Consider the following 18,309-nt stretch of genomic DNA (forward strand, 5'->3'; position numbering starts at 1 on the left):
CCATGAACCTTTTTGACTTCTTTCGTGGCAGACAGAAACAGACCAGCGCGTCGGTAGCGAAAGAGCGTCTACAGATCATCGTGGCGCATGAGCGCGGCCAGCGCAGCGAACCGGACTACCTGCCGGCGCTGCAGAAAGAACTGCTGGAAGTGATCCGCAAGTATGTGAACATCGGCAACGATGATGTGCATATCGAGCTGGAAAACCAGGGCAGCTGCTCGATTCTGGAGCTGAACATCACCTTGCCTGATCGCTGATCCGGCTGAAAGCTGGGGCTGCCGTGCAGCCCTTCGCGGCGGTTCGGCGCCCCGACAAACCCGCTCCCACAGGATAAGCACAGCACCTGTGGGAGCGGGTTTGTCGGGGCGCCGAACCGCCGCGAAGGGCCGCAAGGCGGCCCCAATGCTTTCCCCCTTTTTCACAGAGACTCCGCAATGCCGCTGTCGAACATCCAGATCCTCCATGAAGACGCCGCCATCCTGGTGATCAACAAGCCGACCCTGCTGCTGTCGGTACCTGGCCGTGCCGAGGACAACAAGGACTGCCTGATCACCCGCCTGCAGGAAAACGGCTACCCGGACGCACTGATCGTGCACCGCCTGGACTGGGAAACCTCCGGCATCATCCTGCTGGCCCGCGATGCCGACAGCCACCGCGAGCTGTCGCGCCAGTTCCACGACCGCGAGACTGAAAAGGCCTACACCGCGTTGTGCTGGGGCCAGCCGGCGCTGGACAGCGGCAGCATCGACCTGCCGCTGCGCTACGACCCGCCCACCAAACCGCGGCACGTGGTGGACCACGAGCAGGGCAAGCATGCCCTGACCTTCTGGCGTATCGTCGAGCGCTGCGGGGACCACTGCCGCGTCGAACTGACGCCGATCACCGGCCGCTCGCACCAGCTGCGCGTGCACATGCTGTCGATCGGCCATCCGTTGCTGGGTGACCGCCTGTATGCCAACCCAGAGGCGCTGGCGGCCCATGAACGGCTGTGCCTGCATGCCTCGATGTTGAGCTTCACCCACCCGGTCAGCGGTGAGCGCCTGAAGTTCGAGTGCCCTGCCCCCTTCTGATCTTGCTAGGCCTGTACCGGCCTCTTCGCGGCTGAAGCTGCTCCCACAGGTATTGCGCAGCCTTGAGAGCAGTGCGGTCCCAGTGGGAGCGGCTTTAGCCGCGAAGAGGCCGACACAAATTTTCGACTCAATAGGCTAAACTCGCGCCACTGCTGTCTGGAGTGAGTTATGCGCGAAGCACTGAATACCGGCCTGATCGAATTCCTCAAGGCCTCCCCGACGCCCTTCCATGCCACCGCCAGCCTGGCCCAGCGCCTGGAGGCGGCCGGCTACCAGCGCCTGGACGAGCGTGACAGCTGGGCCGCGGTGCCCGGTGGCCGCTATTACGTTACCCGCAACGACTCCTCGATCATCGCCATCAAGCTGGGCAAGCAGCCGCCGCTGCTGAACGGCATCCGCATGGTCGGCGCGCACACCGACAGCCCGTGCCTGCGGGTCAAGCCGCAGCCCGAGCTGCAGCGCCAGGGCTTCTTGCAACTGGGCGTTGAAGTGTACGGCGGCGCGCTGCTGGCGCCGTGGTTCGACCGCGACCTGTCGCTGGCCGGGCGGGTCACCTTCCGCCGTGACGGCAAGGTCGAAAGCCAGCTGATCGACTTCAAGCTGCCGATCGCGATCATCCCCAACCTGGCGATCCACCTGAACCGCACCGCCAACGAAGGCTGGCAGATCAACCCGCAGAACGAGCTGCCGCCGATTCTGGCGCAGGTGGCCGGTGACGAGCGCATCGACTTCCGCGCCGTGCTCACCGAGCAGCTGGCACGCGAGCACGACCTCAACGCCGACGTGGTGCTGGATTACGAGCTGAGCTTCTACGATACCCAGGACGCCGCACTGATCGGCCTCAATGGCGACTTCATCGCCGGCGCCCGCCTGGACAACCTGCTGTCGTGCTACGCCGGCCTGCAGGCGCTGCTGGGTGCCGACAGCGACGAGACCTGCGTGCTGGTGTGCAACGACCATGAAGAAGTCGGCAGCTGCTCGGCCTGTGGTGCCGACGGCCCGATGCTCGAACAGACCCTGCAGCGCCTGCTGCCGGACGGCGACGCCTACGTACGCACCATCCAGCGCTCGCTGATGGTCTCGGCCGACAACGCCCACGGCGTGCACCCCAACTACGCCGACAAGCACGACGGCAACCACGGGCCCAAGCTCAACGCCGGGCCGGTGATCAAGGTCAACAACAACCAGCGCTACGCCACCAACAGCGAAACCGCCGGGTTCTTCCGCCACCTGTGCATGGCCGAGGAAGTGCCGGTGCAGAGTTTCGTGGTACGCAGCGACATGGGCTGTGGTTCGACCATCGGGCCGATTACCGCCAGCCACCTGGGTGTGCGGACGGTGGATATCGGCTTGCCGACCTTTGCCATGCATTCGATTCGTGAACTGTGCGGCAGCCATGACCTGGCGCATCTGGTGAAGGTACTGAGTGCCTTCTACCGTAGCCGCGAGCTGCCTTGAGATTGATGTAGGCAGGCCCGGACTTTTCGCGGGACAAGCCCGCACCCACAGTGACCGCGCAGGGCTTGAGCCCTGTGGAAGACCTGTGGGAGCGGGCTTGCCCCGCGAAGAGGCCGGGCCTGAAAACAACTGTCCAGGATCAATCCCCCTTCTGCCCAACCCGCTATGCTTGTTATATGGCCCCCAAGCAGAAGGACTGCTGCCCATGTCCCCCTTCCTCTCACTGTTCGTGCCGGTGTTTCTGTTCCTGATGCTGCTGACCATCGGCTTCAGCCTGCGCGAGCGCAACATCGGCGTGCTGATGATGTGGATCGGCACACTGGGCATCTTTGGCCTCACCTGCTGGACGATCCTGGAGAAACTGCCGACATAAACCTCTACACTCGGTCAATCGTTTGACCTGAGGTAGATTTCCCGGTGCCAGCCTTTCTGCGTTGCCTAGCCCTGCTGCTGTTCATCTTCATGTCCCCGGCCCAGGCGGCGGGCTTGCCCAGCCTGCTGGGCTCCAGCGCCCCCGCCCAGCCCGAAGCCACCGAGCCCCTGGGCAAATCGCTGGACGAGGTGATCAAGAACCTCGAGAACGACCAGCAACGTGCCAAGCTGCTGGCCGACCTGAAGAAACTGCGCGACGCCACCAAGCAATCGCAACCTACCGTCGAACAGGGTGTTCTGGGCCTGATCGGCGGCGCCCTGCACGACTTCGAAAAACAGTTCAGCGGTGACTCCAGCCCCTTCTACCGCTGGTCGCAGGAAATAGAACAGGCCCAGGTCGAACTGACCGAACTGATCGTTCCGGTGCATCAGTGGCCGGCTATCCTGTTCGGCTTTGCCGCAGTCATCGCGGTGTGGAGCTTGCTGGCCTATGCCTTCAACTGGGTCGGCCACCGCGTGCGGGTGCGTTTCGGCCTGACCGAGGAGCTGCCCCAACACCCGCGCACCTGGGACCTGGTGCGCTTTGCCCTGCGCAAGCTGGGGCCATGGCTGGTGGCACTGGTCTTCACCATCTACCTGAGCTTCGCCCTACCGCCGTCGCTGGGCAAGTCGCTGGCCATGGTGCTGGCCTATGCACTGGTGGTCGGCACCTGCTTCTCGGCCATCTGCGTGATCGCCTTCTCGCTGCTCGACGGCCCCCATCGTCACCGCGCCCTGCATATCCTGCGCCACCAGGCCTTCCGCCCGCTGTGGCTGATCGGCAGCTTCGCCGCCTTTGGCGAGGCCATGAGCGACCCGCGCATGCTGGTCGCCCTGGGTACCCACCTGGCCCATGCCCTGGCGACATTGGCCAATGTCATCGCGGCACTGTCGTCGGGCCTGTTCATCCTGCGCTTCCGCCGGCCGATCGCCCACCTGATCCGCAACCAGCCCCTGGCCCGGCGCCTGACCCGGCGCACCCTGAGCGACACCATCGAGATCCTCGGCAGTTTCTGGTTCGTGCCGGCGCTGATCCTGGTGGCCGTGTCGCTGTTCGCCACCTTCATTTCCGCCGGCGACACCAGCACCGCCCTGCGCCAGTCGCTGATGTGCACCGTGCTGGTGGTGGTGTGCATGGTGCTCAACGGCCTGGTGCGCCGCCACGCCGCCAACCCGAAACGCGCCAGCAAGCGCCAGGCGGTGTATGCCGAGCGCCTGCGCAACTTCGGCTACCTGCTGGTGCACCTGTTCATCTGGCTGGTGTTCATCGAACTGGGGCTGCGCGTGTGGGGCTTGTCGATGATCGGCTTCGCCGAAGGCGAGGGCCATGAAGTGAGTGTGCGCCTGCTGGGCCTGGCCGGCACGCTGATCGTTGCCTGGCTGGTATGGATCCTCGCCGATACCGCCGTGCACCATGCCCTGGTGCGGTCGCGCCGCGGCCTGGCCAACGCCCGCGCGCAGACCATGATGCCGCTGATCCGCAACGTGATGTTCGTGGTCATCTTCATCATCGCGGTGATCGTCGCCCTGGCCAACATGGGCATGAACGTCACGCCGCTGCTGGCCGGTGCCGGTGTGATCGGCCTGGCCATCGGTTTTGGCGCGCAGTCGCTGGTGGCCGACCTGATCACCGGGTTGTTCATCATCATCGAAGACTCGCTGGCGATCGACGACTATGTCGATGTCGGCGGCCACCTGGGCACGGTCGAGGGCCTGACCATCCGCACCGTGCGCCTGCGTGACATCGACGGCATCGTGCATACCATCCCGTTCAGCGAGATCAAGAGCATCAAGAACTACTCCCGCGAGTTCGGCTACGCGATCTTCCGCGTGGCGATTCCGCACAGCATGAACATCGACCAGGCGATCACGCTGATCCGCGAAGTGGGGCAGAAACTGCGCAACGACCCGCTGATGCGCCGCAACATCTGGTCACCGCTGGAGTTGCAGGGGGTGGAGAGTTTCGAATCGGGCTCGGCAATCCTGCGGGCACGCTTCAAGACCGCGCCGATCAAGCAGTGGGAAGTGTCGCGGGCTTTCAACCTGGCGCTCAAGCGCCAGCTTGACGAGGCCGGGCTGGACCTGGCCACGCCGCGCCTGTCGGTGCAGGTAGTCACGGCCGGGGGTGGCAAGATGGCAGAATCAGGTTCCTCCAGTTAGAACCCTTTCGCGGGGCAAGCCCGCTCCCACAGGTACAGCACAGCATTTGAAAACTGTGACGTACCTGTGCGAGCGGGCTTGCCCGCGAAGAATCCAGCACCTCAGCCAGCCAGGGCGCGGATGCGGATGGCATCGTGCCGCCAGTACTCCAGGTCACAGTCGATCAAGTGCCCATGCTGGTCGCTGTTGACCCGGGTAATGTGCAACCCCGGGCTACCCACCGATACTTTCAACGCCCCCGCAGCCTCCAGCGGCAGGGCGGTCGGCAGGATCTCGAAGCACACCTGCCCGTACTGGATGCCATACACCCGCCCGTAGATCTCGGTCAGCGACTGCGCCAGGTCCTGATCGAGGATCCCCGGGAAGTACCTCGGGTTCAGATAGTGCTCGGCATACAGCACTGCCCGCCCATCGATGCGCCGCAAGCGGCAGATCCGCACCACACTGGACAGCGCCGGCAGCTGCAGGCGCGCGCAGATTGCCGCCGAAGCCGGTTGCAGGCGCGCCGAGAGCAACTCGGTGCTGGCCACCCGCCCCTGATCACGCACCATCGCATGGAAGTGGCTACGCTCGATCAGGTCGTAGGTCAGGCGCTGGGGTGCGACGAACCAGCCGCGCCGCTCTTCGCGGTAGATCAGGCCCTGGGCCTCCAGCTGCACCAGCGCTTCACGCAGGGTGATGCGGGTGGTAGCGAACACTTCGCTGAGCTTGCGTTCGGCCGGCAGCTTGCCGCCCGGCGCCAGCAGGCCGTGCTCGATCTGCTCCTGCAGGGCATGGCAGATGGCTGTTACCGCGCGCGGTGGCGTCGACTGCATCAAAAGGTTACCTATCTGGACTAGTCCAGCCCCATGACGGGGCCTTTGGAGAATAGTGCAAGCCTAGGCAGGGCTGATGAACATCCTGTGACAAAGGCCTTGCCCCGGCACTGCCAGAAACGCGCCAAGCCAGCAGAACCGGGGCGATTACCTGGTCTACGCTGTAGCTTCAAGGCCTGTGCGGGCCCTGCCCTACATCAAACTGTCACGCAAGCGGCCTACCTTGGCTCAAGCTTTGCTGACCTAGACCAACGGTCAGCGAAAACCGCTTCATTCATAACAACGATCGCTAAAGGCACCCACCCAAGGAGCTACGGATGAAAAAGTTGTTCATGGCGTCACTGCTCGGTTCGGCCATTACCCTGTGCACCTCGGCCATGGCCGCCGGCCCCGACCTCAAGGCCCTGGAAGACGCCGCCCGCAAGGAAGGCAACGTCAACAGCGTGGGCATGCCCGATGCCTGGGCCAACTGGAAAGGCACCTGGGACGACCTGGCCAGCAAATACGGCCTCAAGCACAGCGACACCGACATGAGCTCGGCCCAGGAAATCGCCAAGTTCGAGGCCGAGAAGGACAACGCCAGCGCCGACATCGGTGACGTCGGTGCCGCCTTCGGCCCGATCGCCACCAGCAAGGGCGTGACCCAGCCGTACAAGCCGAGCACCTGGGACCAGGTGCCTGAGTGGGCCAAGGACAAGGACGGCCACTGGGCGCTGGCCTATACCGGCACCATCGCCTTCATCATCAACAAGGACCTGGTCAAGGAAGGCGACCGCCCGACCAGCTGGCACGACCTGGAAAAGGGCAAGTACAAGGTCGCCATCGGTGACGTCAGCACCGCCGCCCAGGCCGCCAACGGCGTGCTGGCTGCCGCCATTGCCTACAAGGGTGACGAAAGCAACCTGGCACCGGGCCTGCAGCTGTTCACCAAGCTGGCGCAGCAGAAGCGCCTGTCGCTGGCCAACCCGACCATCCAGACCATCGAGAAAGGCGAGGTCGAGGTCGGCGTGGTGTGGGACTTCAACGGCCTGAGCTACCGCGAGCAGATCGACCCCAAACGCTTCGAAGTGCTGATCCCGTCGGACGGTACGGTGATCTCCGGCTATACCACCATCATCAACAAGTACGCCAAGCACCCGAACGCGGCCAAGCTGGCGCGTGAATACATCTTCAGCGACGCCGGCCAGATCAACCTGGCCAAGGGGCATGCGCGGCCGATCCGTGCCGAACACCTGAAGCTGCCGGAGGATGTACAGGCCAAGCTGCTGCCGAACGAACAGTACAAGGCGGCGCAACCGATCAAGGATGCCGCAGCCTGGGAAGCCACCTCCAAGGCACTGCCGCAGAAGTGGCAGGAGCAAGTGATCATCGAGATGGAGTAATCGCGAGGGCTGCGCCCTCGTTCGCGGGTCAAGCACGCTCCCACAGGAACACCACAGGGCTCAAGGCCTGTGAATGACCTGTGGGAGCGGGCTTGCCCCGCGAAAGGCCGCACAGCGGCCGATCTTGAAAACCCGCGGAGCTTCGAATGAATCAAAACGTCATCCTGGTCCTGCTCGACGGCCTCAACTACCAGGTCGCCCACCACGCCATGGGCCACCTGCACGCCTATGTCGAGGCCGATCGCGCCGCGCTGTACCGTGTGGAATGCGAACTGCCGTCACTGTCACGGCCGCTGTACGAGTGCATCCTCACCGGTGTGGCACCGATCGACAGCGGCATCGTGCACAACAACGTCAACCGCCTGTCCAACCAGCGCAGCGTGTTCCACTACGCCCGCGAGGCCAACCTGGGCACTGCGGCGGCGGCCTATCACTGGATGAGCGAGCTGTACAACCGCTCGCCCTTCGACCCACAGCGCGACCGCCACACCCACGCGCCGAAACTGCCGATCCAGCATGGCCTGTTCTACTGGGACGACCGCTACCCCGACTCACACCTGCTGGCCGACGGTGAATACCTGCGCCGCCGCCATGCGCCGAATTTCCTCCTGGTGCACCCGATGAGCATCGACGATGTCGGCCACCGCCATGGCCTGGACAGCAGCCAGTACCGCAATGCCGCGCGCAGTGCCGACATCCTGCTGTCCGATTACCTGCCAGGCTGGCTGGAAGAGGGCTACCAGGTACTGGTCACCGCCGACCACGGCATGAACAACGACCGCTCGCACAACGGCCTGCTGGCCGAGGAGCGTGAAGTGCCGCTGTTCGTGTTCGGCGACGCCTTCAGCCTTGACCCGGCCGCCAAACCGCTGCAGACCGAACTGTGCGGGACCATCTGCGAGCTGCTTGGCGCAGCGCACGACAAGACCGTGTGCCGGGAGCTGCTCAAGTGAAGGCCGGTAACCGTGGCCGCTACCTGGCCCTACTCTGCCTGCTGCCGTTCGCCGTGTTCTTCGTGATCTTCCAGATCGCCCCGCTGGCCTGGGTGGCCATCAACAGCCTGCAGTCGGAAGCAGGCTGGGGCGTGGAAAACTTCAGCAAGGTGTTCGCCTCGAAGTTCTACCTGCAGGCGCTGCAGCGCAGCCTGGAGATCAGCTTCTGGTCGAGCCTGTTCGGCATCGTCATCGCCACCCTCGGCGCCTATTCACTGCGCCAGGTCGACTCGAAGCTGCGCGACTTCGTCAGCGCCTTCGCCAACATGACCAGCAACTTCGCCGGGGTGCCGCTGGCCTTCGCCTTCATCATCCTGCTCGGCTTCAACGGCGCACTCACACTGCTGCTGAAGCAGATCGGCCTGCTGGAGGACTTCAGCATCTACTCCAAGAGCGGCCTGATCCTGGTGTACACCTACTTCCAGATCCCGCTCGGCGTGCTGCTGCTCTACCCCGCCTTCGACGCCCTGCGCGAAGACTGGCGCGAGTCGGCCGCGTTGCTCGGCGCCAGCCACTGGCAGTTCTGGCGGCATATCGGCCTGCCGGTGCTGACGCCGGCATTGCTCGGCACCTTCGTCATCCTGCTGGCCAACGCCCTCGGCGCCTACGCCACCGTCTATGCCCTGACCACCGGCAACTTCAACGTGCTGCCGATCCGCATCGCCGGCCTGGTGGCCGGCGACATCAGCCTCGACCCGAACCTGGCCAGCGCCCTGGCGATGGTGCTGGTGGGGCTGATGACACTGGTCACCGTGGTTCATCAATGGCTGCTCAAAAGGAGCTACCATGCGCGCTGAAAAAACATCTGCCGGGCTCTACCACCGGCTGGTGGTGTACCTGCTGTTCCTGATCCTGCTGCTACCGCTGGCCGGCACCCTGCTCTACTCACTGGCCACCAGCTGGTCGGCGAGCCTGCTGCCCAGCGGCCTGACCTTCAAGTGGTACGTCGCCCTCTGGAGCGAACCACGCTTCCTGGCCGCGTTCGGCCAGTCGCTGCTGGTGTGCGTGGGCGCACTGCTGCTGTCGGTGGTGCTGATCCTGCCGCTGCTGTTCGTGGTGCACTACCACTTCCCGAAACTCGACGCACTGATGAACATCCTCATCCTGCTGCCGTTCGCGGTACCGCCGGTGGTGTCGTCGGTAGGCCTGCTGCAGCTGTATGGCAGCGGCCCGATGGCGATGGTCGGCACGCCGTGGATCCTCATCGGCTGCTACTTCACCATCGCCTTGCCCTTCATGTACCGGGCGATCACCAACAACCTGCAGGCGATCAACCTGCGCGACCTGATGGATGCCGCCCAGCTGCTCGGCGCCAGCACCTGGCAGGCCGCCCTGCTGGTGGTACTGCCAAACCTGCGCAAGGGCCTGATGGTGGCGCTGCTGCTGTCGTTCTCGTTCCTGTTCGGCGAGTTCGTGTTCGCCAACCTGCTGGTCGGCACCCGCTACGAGACCCTGCAGGTGTACCTGAACAACATGCGCAACAGCAGCGGCCACTTCAACAGCGCGCTGGTGATCTCGTACTTCGCCTTCGTGCTGGTGCTGACCTGGGTCGCCAACCGCCTGAACAAGGACAACACCTGACATGAGCTTCGTCAGCGTACAGAACCTGCAAAAAAGCTACGCCGGCAGCCCGGTGTTCGAAAACATCGACTGCCAGATCGAGCGCGGCGAGTTCGTCACCCTGCTCGGCCCCTCCGGCTGCGGCAAGTCCACCCTGCTGCGCTGCATCGCCGGGCTGACCCCGGTGGACGGCGGCCAGATCCTCCTCGACGGCCACGACATTGTGCCGGTGAGCCCGCAGAAGCGCGGCATCGGCATGGTGTTCCAGAGCTACGCGCTGTTCCCCAACATGACCGTGGAACAGAACGTCGCCTTCGGCCTGCGCATGCAGAAGGTCAAGGCCGATGAAAGCCAGCAGCGCGTGCGTGAAGCCCTGGACCTGGTGGAGCTGGGCAGCTTCGCCGGGCGCTACCCGCACCAGCTGTCCGGCGGCCAGTGCCAGCGCGTGGCGCTGGCCCGCTCGCTGGTCACCCGCCCGCGCCTGCTGCTGCTCGACGAGCCACTGTCGGCGCTGGATGCACGCATCCGCAAGCACCTGCGCGAGCAGATCCGGGCGATCCAGCGCGAGCTGGGGCTGACCACCATTTTCGTCACCCACGACCAGGAAGAGGCACTGACCATGTCAGACCGGATCTTCCTGATGAACCAGGGGCGCATCGTCCAGAGTGGCGATGCCGAAACCCTCTACACCGCGCCCGTGGACCTGTTCGCCGCCGGTTTCATCGGCAACTACAACCTGCTCGACGCCGACAGCGCCAGCCGCCTGCTGCAGCGCCCGGTGACCGGCCGCCTGGCGATCCGCCCGGAATCGATAACCCTGGGCGTCAACGGTGAACTGGACGCCGAAGTGCGCAGTCACAGCCTGCTTGGCAACGTTATCCGCTACCGCGTACAAGTGCGCGAGGTGGAACTGGTGGTCGATGTGCTCAACCGTTCGCCTGGCGACCTGCATGCCGACGGCCAGCGGGTTTCCCTGTCGATCGACCCCACGGCGCTGCGCGAAGTGGCCTAAGGAGAATCAACATATGGCACTGGCAATTTTCGATCTGGACGAAACCCTGATCCACGGCGACTGTGCGTCGCTGTGGAGCGAACGGATGGCCCGGCTGGGTTGGGTCGATGGCAAGGACTTTCTGCGCCGCGACCATGAACTGATGGAGGCTTACGGCAAGGGCCACCTGCAGATGGAGGACTACATGGCCTTCAGCCTGGAGCCGATTGCCGGGCGCACGCTGGAGGAAGTCGAGCATCTGGTGGAACCGTGGGTCGAAGAGGTGATCGAGCCGATCATCTACGGCGACGCCTGCCGCTGCATTGCCGAACATCGCCAGCGGGGCGACCGGATTTTGATCATTTCCGCTTCAGGCACGCACCTGGTCGGGCCGATTGCGGCGCGGCTCGGGGTGGACGAATACCTGGCGATCGAGCTGGAAGCGGTGAACGGGGTGTATACCGGCAAGACCCATGGGGTGCTGACCTACCGCGAGGGCAAGATCACCCGGTTGCTGGAATGGCTGGATCAGGAGCAGGAGAACCTGGAGGGGGCGAGTTTCTATTCTGATTCGCGCAACGATCTGCCGCTGTTGCTGAAGGTGGATCATCCGCATGTGGTGAACCCGGATGCGGTGTTACGTGAGCATGCACAGACCAATGGCTGGCCGATTCTGAGCTGGTCCTGAGTATCTTGCATTGCCGTACCGGCCCTTTCGCGGGTGAACCCGCTCCCACAGGGATCACCGTTCCCGGTGGGAGCGGGTTCACCCGCGAAGAGGCCTGGCCTGCTTACGCCAGGCTCGGGTCGATCACCATCACCAGCTTGCCGGACACCTGGTTGCTCTCAAGCTCGGCATACGCCGCCTGGGCAAACTCCACCGGGTAGGTATCGACCAGTTGCGGCGACAGGCGACCTTCGGCAAACAGCGGCCACACCTGCTGCTGCAGTTCGCGCAGGAGTTCTGCCTTGAAGCCGTCATCGCGGTTGCGCAGGGTCGAGCCGGTAATTTCCAGGCGCTTGCCCAGCACCTGGGCCAGGTCCAGCTCGAACTTGCGCCCACCCATCAGGCCGATGATCACCCAGCGCCCGTCCCGGGCCAGCAGCTTCAGGTTGAGCTCGCCGTAGCTGGCACCCACCGGGTCCAGAATCACGTCGAACGGGCCCAAGCCTTCAAGCGCATCGAGGTTCTGGTTACGCACCACACCACCCGCGGCGCCCAGCGCTGCACAGTAGTCCAGGCGGTCCTGGGAGCCGACGCTGACCCACACCGGGCTGCCGAAGGCCTTGCACAGCTGGATCGCCGCCGAGCCCACACCACTGGCGCCAGCATGCACCAACACCTTTTCGCCGGCCTTCACCTTGCCAAGCTGGAAGATGTTCAACCACGCCGTGGCATAAACTTCCGGCAGCGCCGCCGCTTCGTGCAGGCTCAAACCCTCGGGTACCGGCAATACGTGGCGGGCATCGACCACCACTTCTTCGGCCATGGCACCGCTGGCCAGCAGCGCGCAGACGCGGTCGCCCACGCGCCAGTCAGCGCCGGCACCGACCTCCTCGATGACCCCGGAGCACTCCAGCCCCATGTAAGGGCTGGCTCCTGGCGGTGGTGGATACAAGCCCTTCATCTGCAGCAGATCGGCGCGGTTCAGCCCCGCAGCAGCCACCCGAATGCGCACTTGGCCCGCGTCACAGGCCGGGCGTTCGGCCTCGACCCAGGCCACATGTCCGTCAACGCCTTGCAATGCCTTCACAGTGCCTCCATAGTTGAATCACAGACTGAGCCTGAGGAGCCCGCTCCTCAGGCTTTTTGCAGTATTTGCCCGGCTCCGATGGAACCGGCGAACGGAAAAGACGGCCTACTATGCGTGATCAATTGCCTCCACGTCGAATCAGCATGAAGCATTTCCTCCCAAGCACCGCCCTCGCCCTTCTGGTTGGCCTGGGCAGCCTCACGCTCGGCGGCAATGCGGCGGCCGCCAACAAGTGGGACAGCCTGCAGCCGGACCGTGACGAAATCGTCGCCAGCCTCAACGTGGTGGAGTTGCTCAAGCGTCACCACTACAGCAAGCCGCCGCTCGATGACGCCCGCTCGGTGATCATCTACGACAGCTACATCAAGCTGCTCGACCCGGCCCGCAGCTACTTCACCGCAGCCGACATCGCCGAGTTCGACAAGTGGAAGACGCAGTTCGACGACTTCCTCAAGAGTGGCAATCTCGACCCCGGCTTCACCATCTACAAGCGCTACCTCGACCGGGTCAAGCAGCGCCTGGACTTCGCCTTGGCCGAACTGGCCAAGGGCGTCGACAAGATGGACTTCACCACCAAGGAAACCTTGCTGATCGACCGCAAGGATGCCCCGTGGGAAAAGGACCAGGCCGCGCTCGACGAGCTGTGGCGCAAACGCGTCAAGGATGAAGTGCTGCGCCAGAAGATCGCCGGCAAAGAGCCCAAGCAGATCCAGGAAACCCTGACCAAGCGCTACAAGAACCAGCTGGCGCGCCTGGACCAGACCCGTGCCGAGGACATCTTCCAGGCCTATATCAACACCTTCGCCCAGTCCTACGACCCGCACACCAACTACCTGTCGCCGGACAACGCCGAGAACTTCGACATCAACATGAGCCTGTCGCTCGAAGGCATCGGCGCGGTGCTGCAGAGCGACAACGACCAGGTCAAGATCGTGCGCCTGGTGCCGGCAGGCCCGGCCGCCAAGACCAAGCAGGTGGCACCGGCCGACAAGATCATCGGCGTCGCCCAGGGCAACAAGGAAATGGTCGACGTGGTCGGCTGGCGCCTGGACGAAGTGGTCAAGCTGATCCGTGGCCCGAAAGGCTCGGTGGTGCGCCTGGAGGTCATCCCGGCCAGCAATGCGCCAAGCGACCAGACCAGCAAGATCGTCTCGATCACCCGCGAAGCCGTGAAGCTCGAAGAGCAGGCGGCGAAGAAATCGGTGCTCAAGCTCAAGCAGGACGGGCGTGACTACAAGCTCGGCATCATCGAGATCCCGGCCTTCTACCTGGACTTCAAGGCCTACCGTGCCGGTGACCCTGAATACAAGAGCACCACGCGCGACGTGAAGAAACTGCTCACCGAACTGCAGAAGGAAAAAGTCGACGGCGTGGTCATCGACCTGCGCAACAACGGTGGCGGTTCCCTGCAGGAAGCCACCGAGCTGACCAGCCTGTTCATCGAGAAAGGCCCGACCGTGCTGGTACGCAACAGCGACGGCCGTGTCGACGTGCTCGAGGACGAAAACCCGGGCGCCTTCTACAAAGGCCCGCTGGCGCTGCTGGTCAACCGCCTGTCCGCCTCGGCCTCGGAGATCTTCGCCGGCGCCATGCAGGACTACCACCGCGCGCTGATCGTCGGTGGCCAGACCTTCGGCAAAGGCACCGTGCAGACCATCCAGCCGCTCAACCACGGCGAGCTGAAGCTGACCCTGGCCAAGTTCTACCGGGTTTCCGGGCAGAGCACCCAGCACCAGGGCGTGCTGCCGGACATCGACTACCCGTCGATCATCGACACCAAGGAAATCGGCGAAAGCGCCCTGCCTGAGGCCATGCCGTGGGACACCATCCGCCCGGTGGTCAAGCCGGCAGTCGACCCGTTCAAGCCGTTCCTGGCCGACCTCAAGGCCAAGCATGACGCACGCAGCGCCAAGGATGCCGAGTTCACCTACATCCGTGATCGCCTGGCCCTGACCCAGAAGCTGATGGACGAGAAGACCGTCAGCCTCAACGAGCAGGAGCGCCGTGCCCGCCACGATGACGTCGAAGCCAAGCAGCTGGCCATGGAGAACATCCGTCGCAAGGCCAAGGGCGAAGAGCCGCTCAAGGAGCTGAAGAAAGTCGACGAGGACGCCCTGCCTGAGGAAGATGACAAGACCAAGCCGGAAGACGATGCCTACCTTGCCGAGACCGGTCGCATCCTCATCGACTACCTGAGCGAAAGCACCAAGATGGCGAAGAAGTAAGCCGACCGATGATGGCAGATTAATGTGATCCGTCATCAAATAGTCATCGCACTGTCGTGAAATAGAGGGGCCGGGCATGCAAATGCCCGGCCCTTTCATTTTCAGGATATCGTCATGACCGTCGCCGAACAGCTCAGTGCCTTGAGCGCCATTCTGGCTCAGCGCAGCATTCACAGCCTGTTCCAGCCGATCGTCTGCCTCAGCGAACGGCGCGTCTTCGGCCATGAAGCCTTGAGCCGTGGCCCCTCCAATAGCCCGCTGCACTCGCCGCTGAACCTGTTTGCCATCGCCCGCCAGGCCGGTCACCTGACCGAGCTGGAGGCCGCGTGCCGGGAAAGCGCGTGCCGGCGCTTCAGCGAGCAGGGGCTCGACGGCAAGCTGTTTCTCAATATCTCGCCCGAATCGCTACTGGAACCCCACTACCCTTCCGGGCGCACCCTCAAGCTGCTCGAACACGTGGGGCTGGCCCCCGGCCGGGTGGTGATCGAGCTGACCGAACAGACCCCTACCGACGACTTCCAGCTACTGTCCAATGCCCTGCACCACTACCGTGACATGGGCTTTTCCATTGCCCTGGACGACCTGGGTGCGGGTTACTCGAGCCTGCGCCTGTGGTCGGAGCTGCGCCCAGAGTACGTCAAGATCGACCGCCACTTCATCGATGGCATCCACCGCGACCCGCTCAAGCGCGAGTTCGTCGGCTCCATCCTGCAGATTGCCCGGGCATCGAAAGCGCAGGTGATTGCTGAAGGGATCGAGTTGCCGGAAGAACTGGCGGTGTTGACCGAGATGGGGGTGGACCTGGTGCAGGGGTACCTGCTGGGGCGGCCGCAGGAGTTGGGAGTGCGGGAGAATCCGCAGTTACTGGCGCAGGTACTGCCGGTAGCGTTGGTCGAGCAGCCGACGGTAGGGCTGAATGCCACGCTCGGCCAGATCATGGATCTGTTTGGCCGCCATGATGACCTGGAAGCACTGGATGTACGGGGGGCTGATGGCAGCCCCTGTGGTGTGATCCATCGGGATGCACTGTCAGTGCTGGCCTCTTCGCGGGTAAACCCGCTCCCACCGGTATTTCACACGATTCAAGGGCAGTGATAGCCCTGTGGGAGCGGGTTTACCCGCGAAGAGGCCAGTGCAGGCAGCCCCTTATACTCAGGCATGCTCGGGATAGCTGTACTCGAACACCCGGACCACCTCGGAGGCATGCCACGACGCCGCCTCCATGCCATCGACCGGCCCCGAGAAACGCCCCAGGCGCTCCACGCATTCGAAAAAGCCGGTGCGCGGCAAACGGCTGGCACCCTGGCTGATCACCAGCGAGCTGCGCAGCGGCTGCTCGGCACGGGCATCGAGCACGGCCAGGTACTCCAGCGCGGCGGTCAGGGTCTGCATGGCCGGGCTGGGCAGCTGCAGGCGCTCGATCAGCGCACGGTAGGTCAGCAGGTGGCGTTGACGGCGGGCCAGGTCAAGCTCGTCCAGCAGGTTTTGCCAATGCTGTCGGCTGATCCTGACCTGGCTCATGACGGCTCGCTCCAGCCGGCCAGCCCCAGGTGCCAGGCCAGGGCGCGGCGGATCGCAGCATCCGGCTGGCGCTCGCCCGATTCGATCATGGCCAGGTAGGCCGGGCTGACCCCGACGTTACGCGCCAACTGCTCAGGGGCGATGCCTTTGGCCTGGCGCAGTTGCCCCACTTCACTGAACGCTGGCAGGCTGACTGCCGGGGCGCTCTGTTGCGCTGGTTCGGCAGCTACCTCGGCAGGCGCCTGCCCGGCTGCCTTGAGCAGCGCCTGGTACTGCTCCCAGGGTACGACGGCGTACTCGGGCTGACCGTCCCGGCTAATGACCTGAATACCCATTACAACCCCCTTACGTGAGGATTACCGCATGTAATCCGTAGGCATAACGCTTATGCCAATTATATTACCAAGCGCGGGAGTCTGTGGGGACTTGCTCTTTTTCAGTGCGTATTGCGCTCCAGGCGCAGCGCTTCGGGGGTATTGGGCAGGCGCTCGACCACCCGCAGGCGCTCAGGCGCCTGGCTGTCGCGCCAGGCCTTGAAACGTGCCAGCTCATCGGCCACGGTTTTCAGCACCCAGCCAAGCACGGCGATGTCATCGAGAAAGCCGACACCCAGGATCCAGTCGGGGATGGCGTCGACAGGGCTGACGAAATACAGCAGGCCCGCGACGACGGTCACCAAGGCCTTGGGGCTGATGGCACGGTACTCACCGCGCCACCAGGCCAGGCACAGCGACTGCAGCAGCTTGACGTCGTCGCGCAACTGGCCGATGCGTGGGCCTTTGCGGGCCACGGCGAACAGCAAGGCCGGCAGCCGACCGCGGCTGAGCAGGCGCTCGGCCAGGGGCAGGAAACGGGCAAAATTCCAGGGTGCGCTCATGGAGCCTCCAGCAGGGAGAGGTTATCCACATTAATTGTGGATAACCTTGTGAACAGGGCGAAGTTTGTGACGGCGGGCGCCCACAAGGCAAGGGCCCCGGTCAGATCGGGCGTTTTTTACACAGTGGTTTCAGATCCGCAAACGATTTGCGTCAGAAGCTTCCGGCTTCTTCACACTGCCCTTTGCTCGGACAATACCCACTTCACGAGGTTCGCCGAATGATCCCCCACAAACGACAACGCCCCGTCAGGACGGGGCGTTGTACAGGTACCAGCCGTTATTGCTTGGCAGGTGCTTCGGCCGGGGCATCAGCTTCCGGCGCTTCGCCACCCTGCAGCTGGGCCGGGTCTTTGATGGCGATCAGTTCCAGGTCGAACACCAGGACCGAGTTGGCCGGGATCAGCGGGCTCGGGCTCTGGGCGCCGTAGGCCAGCTCAGCCGGGATGAACAGCTTGTACTTCTCGCCTACGTGCATCAACTGCAGGCCTTCGACCCAGCCTGGGATCACACCGCTGACTGGCAGGTCGATCGGGCTGCCGCGCTCGACCGAGCTGTCGAACACCTTGCCATCGATCAGCTTGCCTTCGTAGTGTACGGTGACCACGTCGGTCGGCTTCGGCTGCGGACCGTCGGCCTTCTTCACGACTTCGTATTGCAGGCCCGAGGCGGTGGTGACCACGCCAGGCTTCTTGGCATTCTCTTCGAGGAATTTCTTGCCGGCGGAGGCGGCTTCTTCGCTGGCCTTGGCCAGGCGCTCTTCGGCGCGCTTCTGCAGCGCGGTGAAGGCTTCTACCAGCTCTTCGTCCTTGATGCGTTGTTCCTTCTTGCCGACAGCGTCTTCGATGCCGAGGGCGACCGCTTTCGAATCAAGGTCTTCCATGCCTTCCTGAGCCAGGCTTTTGCCCATGTTCAGGCCGATACCGTAGGAGGCTTTCTGTGCCGGAGTCTTCAGCTCGGGGCTGCTGGCCTGTTGATCACAGCCAGCCAGTACCAGGCCTACCAGGGCAACCGCAGCCGCCAGACGATGCTGTTTCATGCTATTTCCTTGTTCATGCGCCATAGGGGCAATCAGGGTAAAGCCGCGAGCTTATCA

19 protein-coding genes are annotated in these 18,309 nt (G+C 63.9%); 13 read left to right on the forward strand and 6 right to left on the reverse strand.

Annotated features, from left to right (window positions below):
- The first annotated feature begins 2 nt into the window (after positions 1–2).
- The 5 genes from minE (at position 3) to OCX61_RS20775 (ending at position 5,099) form a co-directional block, all read left to right on the forward strand.
- The gene (minE, locus tag OCX61_RS20755; RefSeq protein WP_003252572.1) at positions 3–257 is read left to right on the forward strand and encodes a cell division topological specificity factor MinE; all 255 of its coding nucleotides are present in this window, start codon (positions 3–5) and stop codon (positions 255–257) included.
- A 177-nt stretch (positions 258–434) separates the two neighbouring features.
- On the forward strand, positions 435–1,070 hold the full coding sequence (locus tag OCX61_RS20760) for an RluA family pseudouridine synthase (protein WP_019472567.1): 636 nt from the start codon (positions 435–437) through the stop codon (positions 1,068–1,070).
- A gap of 168 nt (positions 1,071–1,238) precedes the next feature.
- Entirely contained in the window at positions 1,239–2,528 is a 1,290-nt protein-coding gene (locus OCX61_RS20765; RefSeq protein ID WP_261941172.1) for a M18 family aminopeptidase, read from the forward strand.
- A gap of 205 nt (positions 2,529–2,733) precedes the next feature.
- Complete coding sequence (locus OCX61_RS20770) at positions 2,734–2,901, forward strand: hypothetical protein (protein WP_177408523.1); 168 nt, start codon at positions 2,734–2,736, stop codon at positions 2,899–2,901.
- A 44-nt stretch (positions 2,902–2,945) separates the two neighbouring features.
- The gene (locus OCX61_RS20775; protein ID WP_261941173.1) at positions 2,946–5,099 is read left to right on the forward strand and encodes a mechanosensitive ion channel family protein; all 2,154 of its coding nucleotides are present in this window, start codon (positions 2,946–2,948) and stop codon (positions 5,097–5,099) included.
- Between the two features lie 101 nt (positions 5,100–5,200).
- Here OCX61_RS20775 and OCX61_RS20780 read toward each other — a convergent pair whose 3' ends face one another.
- Positions 5,201–5,914: a UTRA domain-containing protein gene (locus OCX61_RS20780; RefSeq protein ID WP_261941174.1), complete on the reverse strand. Its 714-nt coding sequence runs from the start codon at positions 5,912–5,914 to the stop codon at positions 5,201–5,203.
- A gap of 317 nt (positions 5,915–6,231) precedes the next feature.
- On the opposite strand from OCX61_RS20780, the gene OCX61_RS20785 reads away from it, so the two are divergent.
- The 6 genes from OCX61_RS20785 (at position 6,232) to OCX61_RS20810 (ending at position 11,527) form a co-directional block, all read left to right on the forward strand.
- The gene (locus tag OCX61_RS20785) at positions 6,232–7,296 is read left to right on the forward strand and encodes an ABC transporter substrate-binding protein (protein WP_261941175.1); all 1,065 of its coding nucleotides are present in this window, start codon (positions 6,232–6,234) and stop codon (positions 7,294–7,296) included.
- A gap of 146 nt (positions 7,297–7,442) precedes the next feature.
- Positions 7,443–8,249, forward strand: coding sequence for an alkaline phosphatase family protein (locus tag OCX61_RS20790; RefSeq protein ID WP_261941176.1), 807 nt, complete (start codon positions 7,443–7,445; stop codon positions 8,247–8,249).
- The gene (locus OCX61_RS20795; protein WP_103449558.1) at positions 8,246–9,085 is read left to right on the forward strand and encodes an ABC transporter permease; all 840 of its coding nucleotides are present in this window, start codon (positions 8,246–8,248) and stop codon (positions 9,083–9,085) included. The genes OCX61_RS20790 and OCX61_RS20795 overlap by 4 nt, the downstream gene beginning before the upstream one ends.
- Positions 9,075–9,869: an ABC transporter permease gene (locus tag OCX61_RS20800; protein ID WP_261941177.1), complete on the forward strand. Its 795-nt coding sequence runs from the start codon at positions 9,075–9,077 to the stop codon at positions 9,867–9,869. Before OCX61_RS20795 ends, OCX61_RS20800 begins: the two co-directional genes overlap by 11 nt.
- Before the next feature lies 1 nt (position 9,870).
- Positions 9,871–10,860 (forward strand): ABC transporter ATP-binding protein, encoded by a 990-nt coding sequence (locus OCX61_RS20805; protein WP_261941178.1) that lies wholly within the window; start codon positions 9,871–9,873, stop codon positions 10,858–10,860.
- A 13-nt stretch (positions 10,861–10,873) separates the two neighbouring features.
- A complete protein-coding gene (locus tag OCX61_RS20810) occupies positions 10,874–11,527 on the forward strand; it encodes an HAD family hydrolase (RefSeq protein ID WP_261941179.1) in 654 nt (217 codons plus the stop codon).
- Between the two features lie 103 nt (positions 11,528–11,630).
- Here OCX61_RS20810 and OCX61_RS20815 read toward each other — a convergent pair whose 3' ends face one another.
- The gene (locus OCX61_RS20815) at positions 11,631–12,593 is read right to left on the reverse strand and encodes an NAD(P)H-quinone oxidoreductase (protein ID WP_261941180.1); all 963 of its coding nucleotides are present in this window, start codon (positions 12,591–12,593) and stop codon (positions 11,631–11,633) included.
- A gap of 143 nt (positions 12,594–12,736) precedes the next feature.
- Between OCX61_RS20815 and OCX61_RS20820 the strand changes: the two genes are divergently transcribed.
- On the forward strand, positions 12,737–14,818 hold the full coding sequence (locus OCX61_RS20820) for a carboxy terminal-processing peptidase (RefSeq protein ID WP_261941181.1): 2,082 nt from the start codon (positions 12,737–12,739) through the stop codon (positions 14,816–14,818).
- 114 nt (positions 14,819–14,932) lie between these two features.
- On the forward strand, positions 14,933–15,913 hold the full coding sequence (locus tag OCX61_RS20825) for an EAL domain-containing protein (RefSeq protein ID WP_261941182.1): 981 nt from the start codon (positions 14,933–14,935) through the stop codon (positions 15,911–15,913).
- Positions 15,914–15,970: 57 nt separating this feature from the next.
- On the opposite strand, the gene OCX61_RS20830 is transcribed toward OCX61_RS20825, so the two are convergent.
- From OCX61_RS20830 to OCX61_RS20845, 4 genes are all read right to left on the reverse strand, one after another.
- Positions 15,971–16,339, reverse strand: a complete 369-nt coding sequence (locus OCX61_RS20830; protein WP_060509068.1) for a hypothetical protein — start codon at positions 16,337–16,339, stop codon at positions 15,971–15,973.
- Complete coding sequence (locus OCX61_RS20835) at positions 16,336–16,674, reverse strand: helix-turn-helix domain-containing protein (RefSeq protein ID WP_261941183.1); 339 nt, start codon at positions 16,672–16,674, stop codon at positions 16,336–16,338. The genes OCX61_RS20830 and OCX61_RS20835 overlap by 4 nt, the downstream gene beginning before the upstream one ends.
- A 101-nt stretch (positions 16,675–16,775) precedes the next feature.
- Positions 16,776–17,216: a YkvA family protein gene (locus OCX61_RS20840; protein WP_261941184.1), complete on the reverse strand. Its 441-nt coding sequence runs from the start codon at positions 17,214–17,216 to the stop codon at positions 16,776–16,778.
- Between the two features lie 277 nt (positions 17,217–17,493).
- A complete protein-coding gene (locus tag OCX61_RS20845; RefSeq protein ID WP_085675388.1) occupies positions 17,494–18,252 on the reverse strand; it encodes an FKBP-type peptidyl-prolyl cis-trans isomerase in 759 nt (252 codons plus the stop codon).
- Positions 18,253–18,309 lie beyond the last annotated feature (57 nt).

The organism is Pseudomonas sp. LRP2-20, from assembly GCF_024349685.1.
Taxonomy (GTDB): domain Bacteria; phylum Pseudomonadota; class Gammaproteobacteria; order Pseudomonadales; family Pseudomonadaceae; genus Aquipseudomonas.

Excerpts from the sequence above, each read along its gene's own strand:
- minE (WP_003252572.1), top strand. The coding sequence starts at position 3 with ATGAACCTTTTTGACTTCTTTCGTGGCAGACAGAAACAGACCAGCGCG.
- OCX61_RS20760 (WP_019472567.1), top strand. The coding sequence starts at position 435 with ATGCCGCTGTCGAACATCCAGATCCTCCATGAAGACGCCGCCATCCTG.
- OCX61_RS20765 (WP_261941172.1), top strand. The coding sequence starts at position 1,239 with ATGCGCGAAGCACTGAATACCGGCCTGATCGAATTCCTCAAGGCCTCC.
- OCX61_RS20770 (WP_177408523.1), top strand. The coding sequence starts at position 2,734 with ATGTCCCCCTTCCTCTCACTGTTCGTGCCGGTGTTTCTGTTCCTGATG.
- OCX61_RS20780 (WP_261941174.1), bottom strand. The coding sequence starts at position 5,914 with ATGCAGTCGACGCCACCGCGCGCGGTAACAGCCATCTGCCATGCCCTG.
- OCX61_RS20785 (WP_261941175.1), top strand. The coding sequence starts at position 6,232 with ATGAAAAAGTTGTTCATGGCGTCACTGCTCGGTTCGGCCATTACCCTG.
- OCX61_RS20790 (WP_261941176.1), top strand. The coding sequence starts at position 7,443 with ATGAATCAAAACGTCATCCTGGTCCTGCTCGACGGCCTCAACTACCAG.
- OCX61_RS20800 (WP_261941177.1), top strand. The coding sequence starts at position 9,075 with ATGCGCGCTGAAAAAACATCTGCCGGGCTCTACCACCGGCTGGTGGTG.
- OCX61_RS20805 (WP_261941178.1), top strand. The coding sequence starts at position 9,871 with ATGAGCTTCGTCAGCGTACAGAACCTGCAAAAAAGCTACGCCGGCAGC.
- OCX61_RS20810 (WP_261941179.1), top strand. The coding sequence starts at position 10,874 with ATGGCACTGGCAATTTTCGATCTGGACGAAACCCTGATCCACGGCGAC.
- OCX61_RS20820 (WP_261941181.1), top strand. The coding sequence starts at position 12,737 with ATGAAGCATTTCCTCCCAAGCACCGCCCTCGCCCTTCTGGTTGGCCTG.
- OCX61_RS20825 (WP_261941182.1), top strand. The coding sequence starts at position 14,933 with ATGACCGTCGCCGAACAGCTCAGTGCCTTGAGCGCCATTCTGGCTCAG.
- OCX61_RS20830 (WP_060509068.1), bottom strand. The coding sequence starts at position 16,339 with ATGAGCCAGGTCAGGATCAGCCGACAGCATTGGCAAAACCTGCTGGAC.
- OCX61_RS20835 (WP_261941183.1), bottom strand. The coding sequence starts at position 16,674 with ATGGGTATTCAGGTCATTAGCCGGGACGGTCAGCCCGAGTACGCCGTC.
- OCX61_RS20840 (WP_261941184.1), bottom strand. The coding sequence starts at position 17,216 with ATGAGCGCACCCTGGAATTTTGCCCGTTTCCTGCCCCTGGCCGAGCGC.
- OCX61_RS20845 (WP_085675388.1), bottom strand. The coding sequence starts at position 18,252 with ATGAAACAGCATCGTCTGGCGGCTGCGGTTGCCCTGGTAGGCCTGGTA.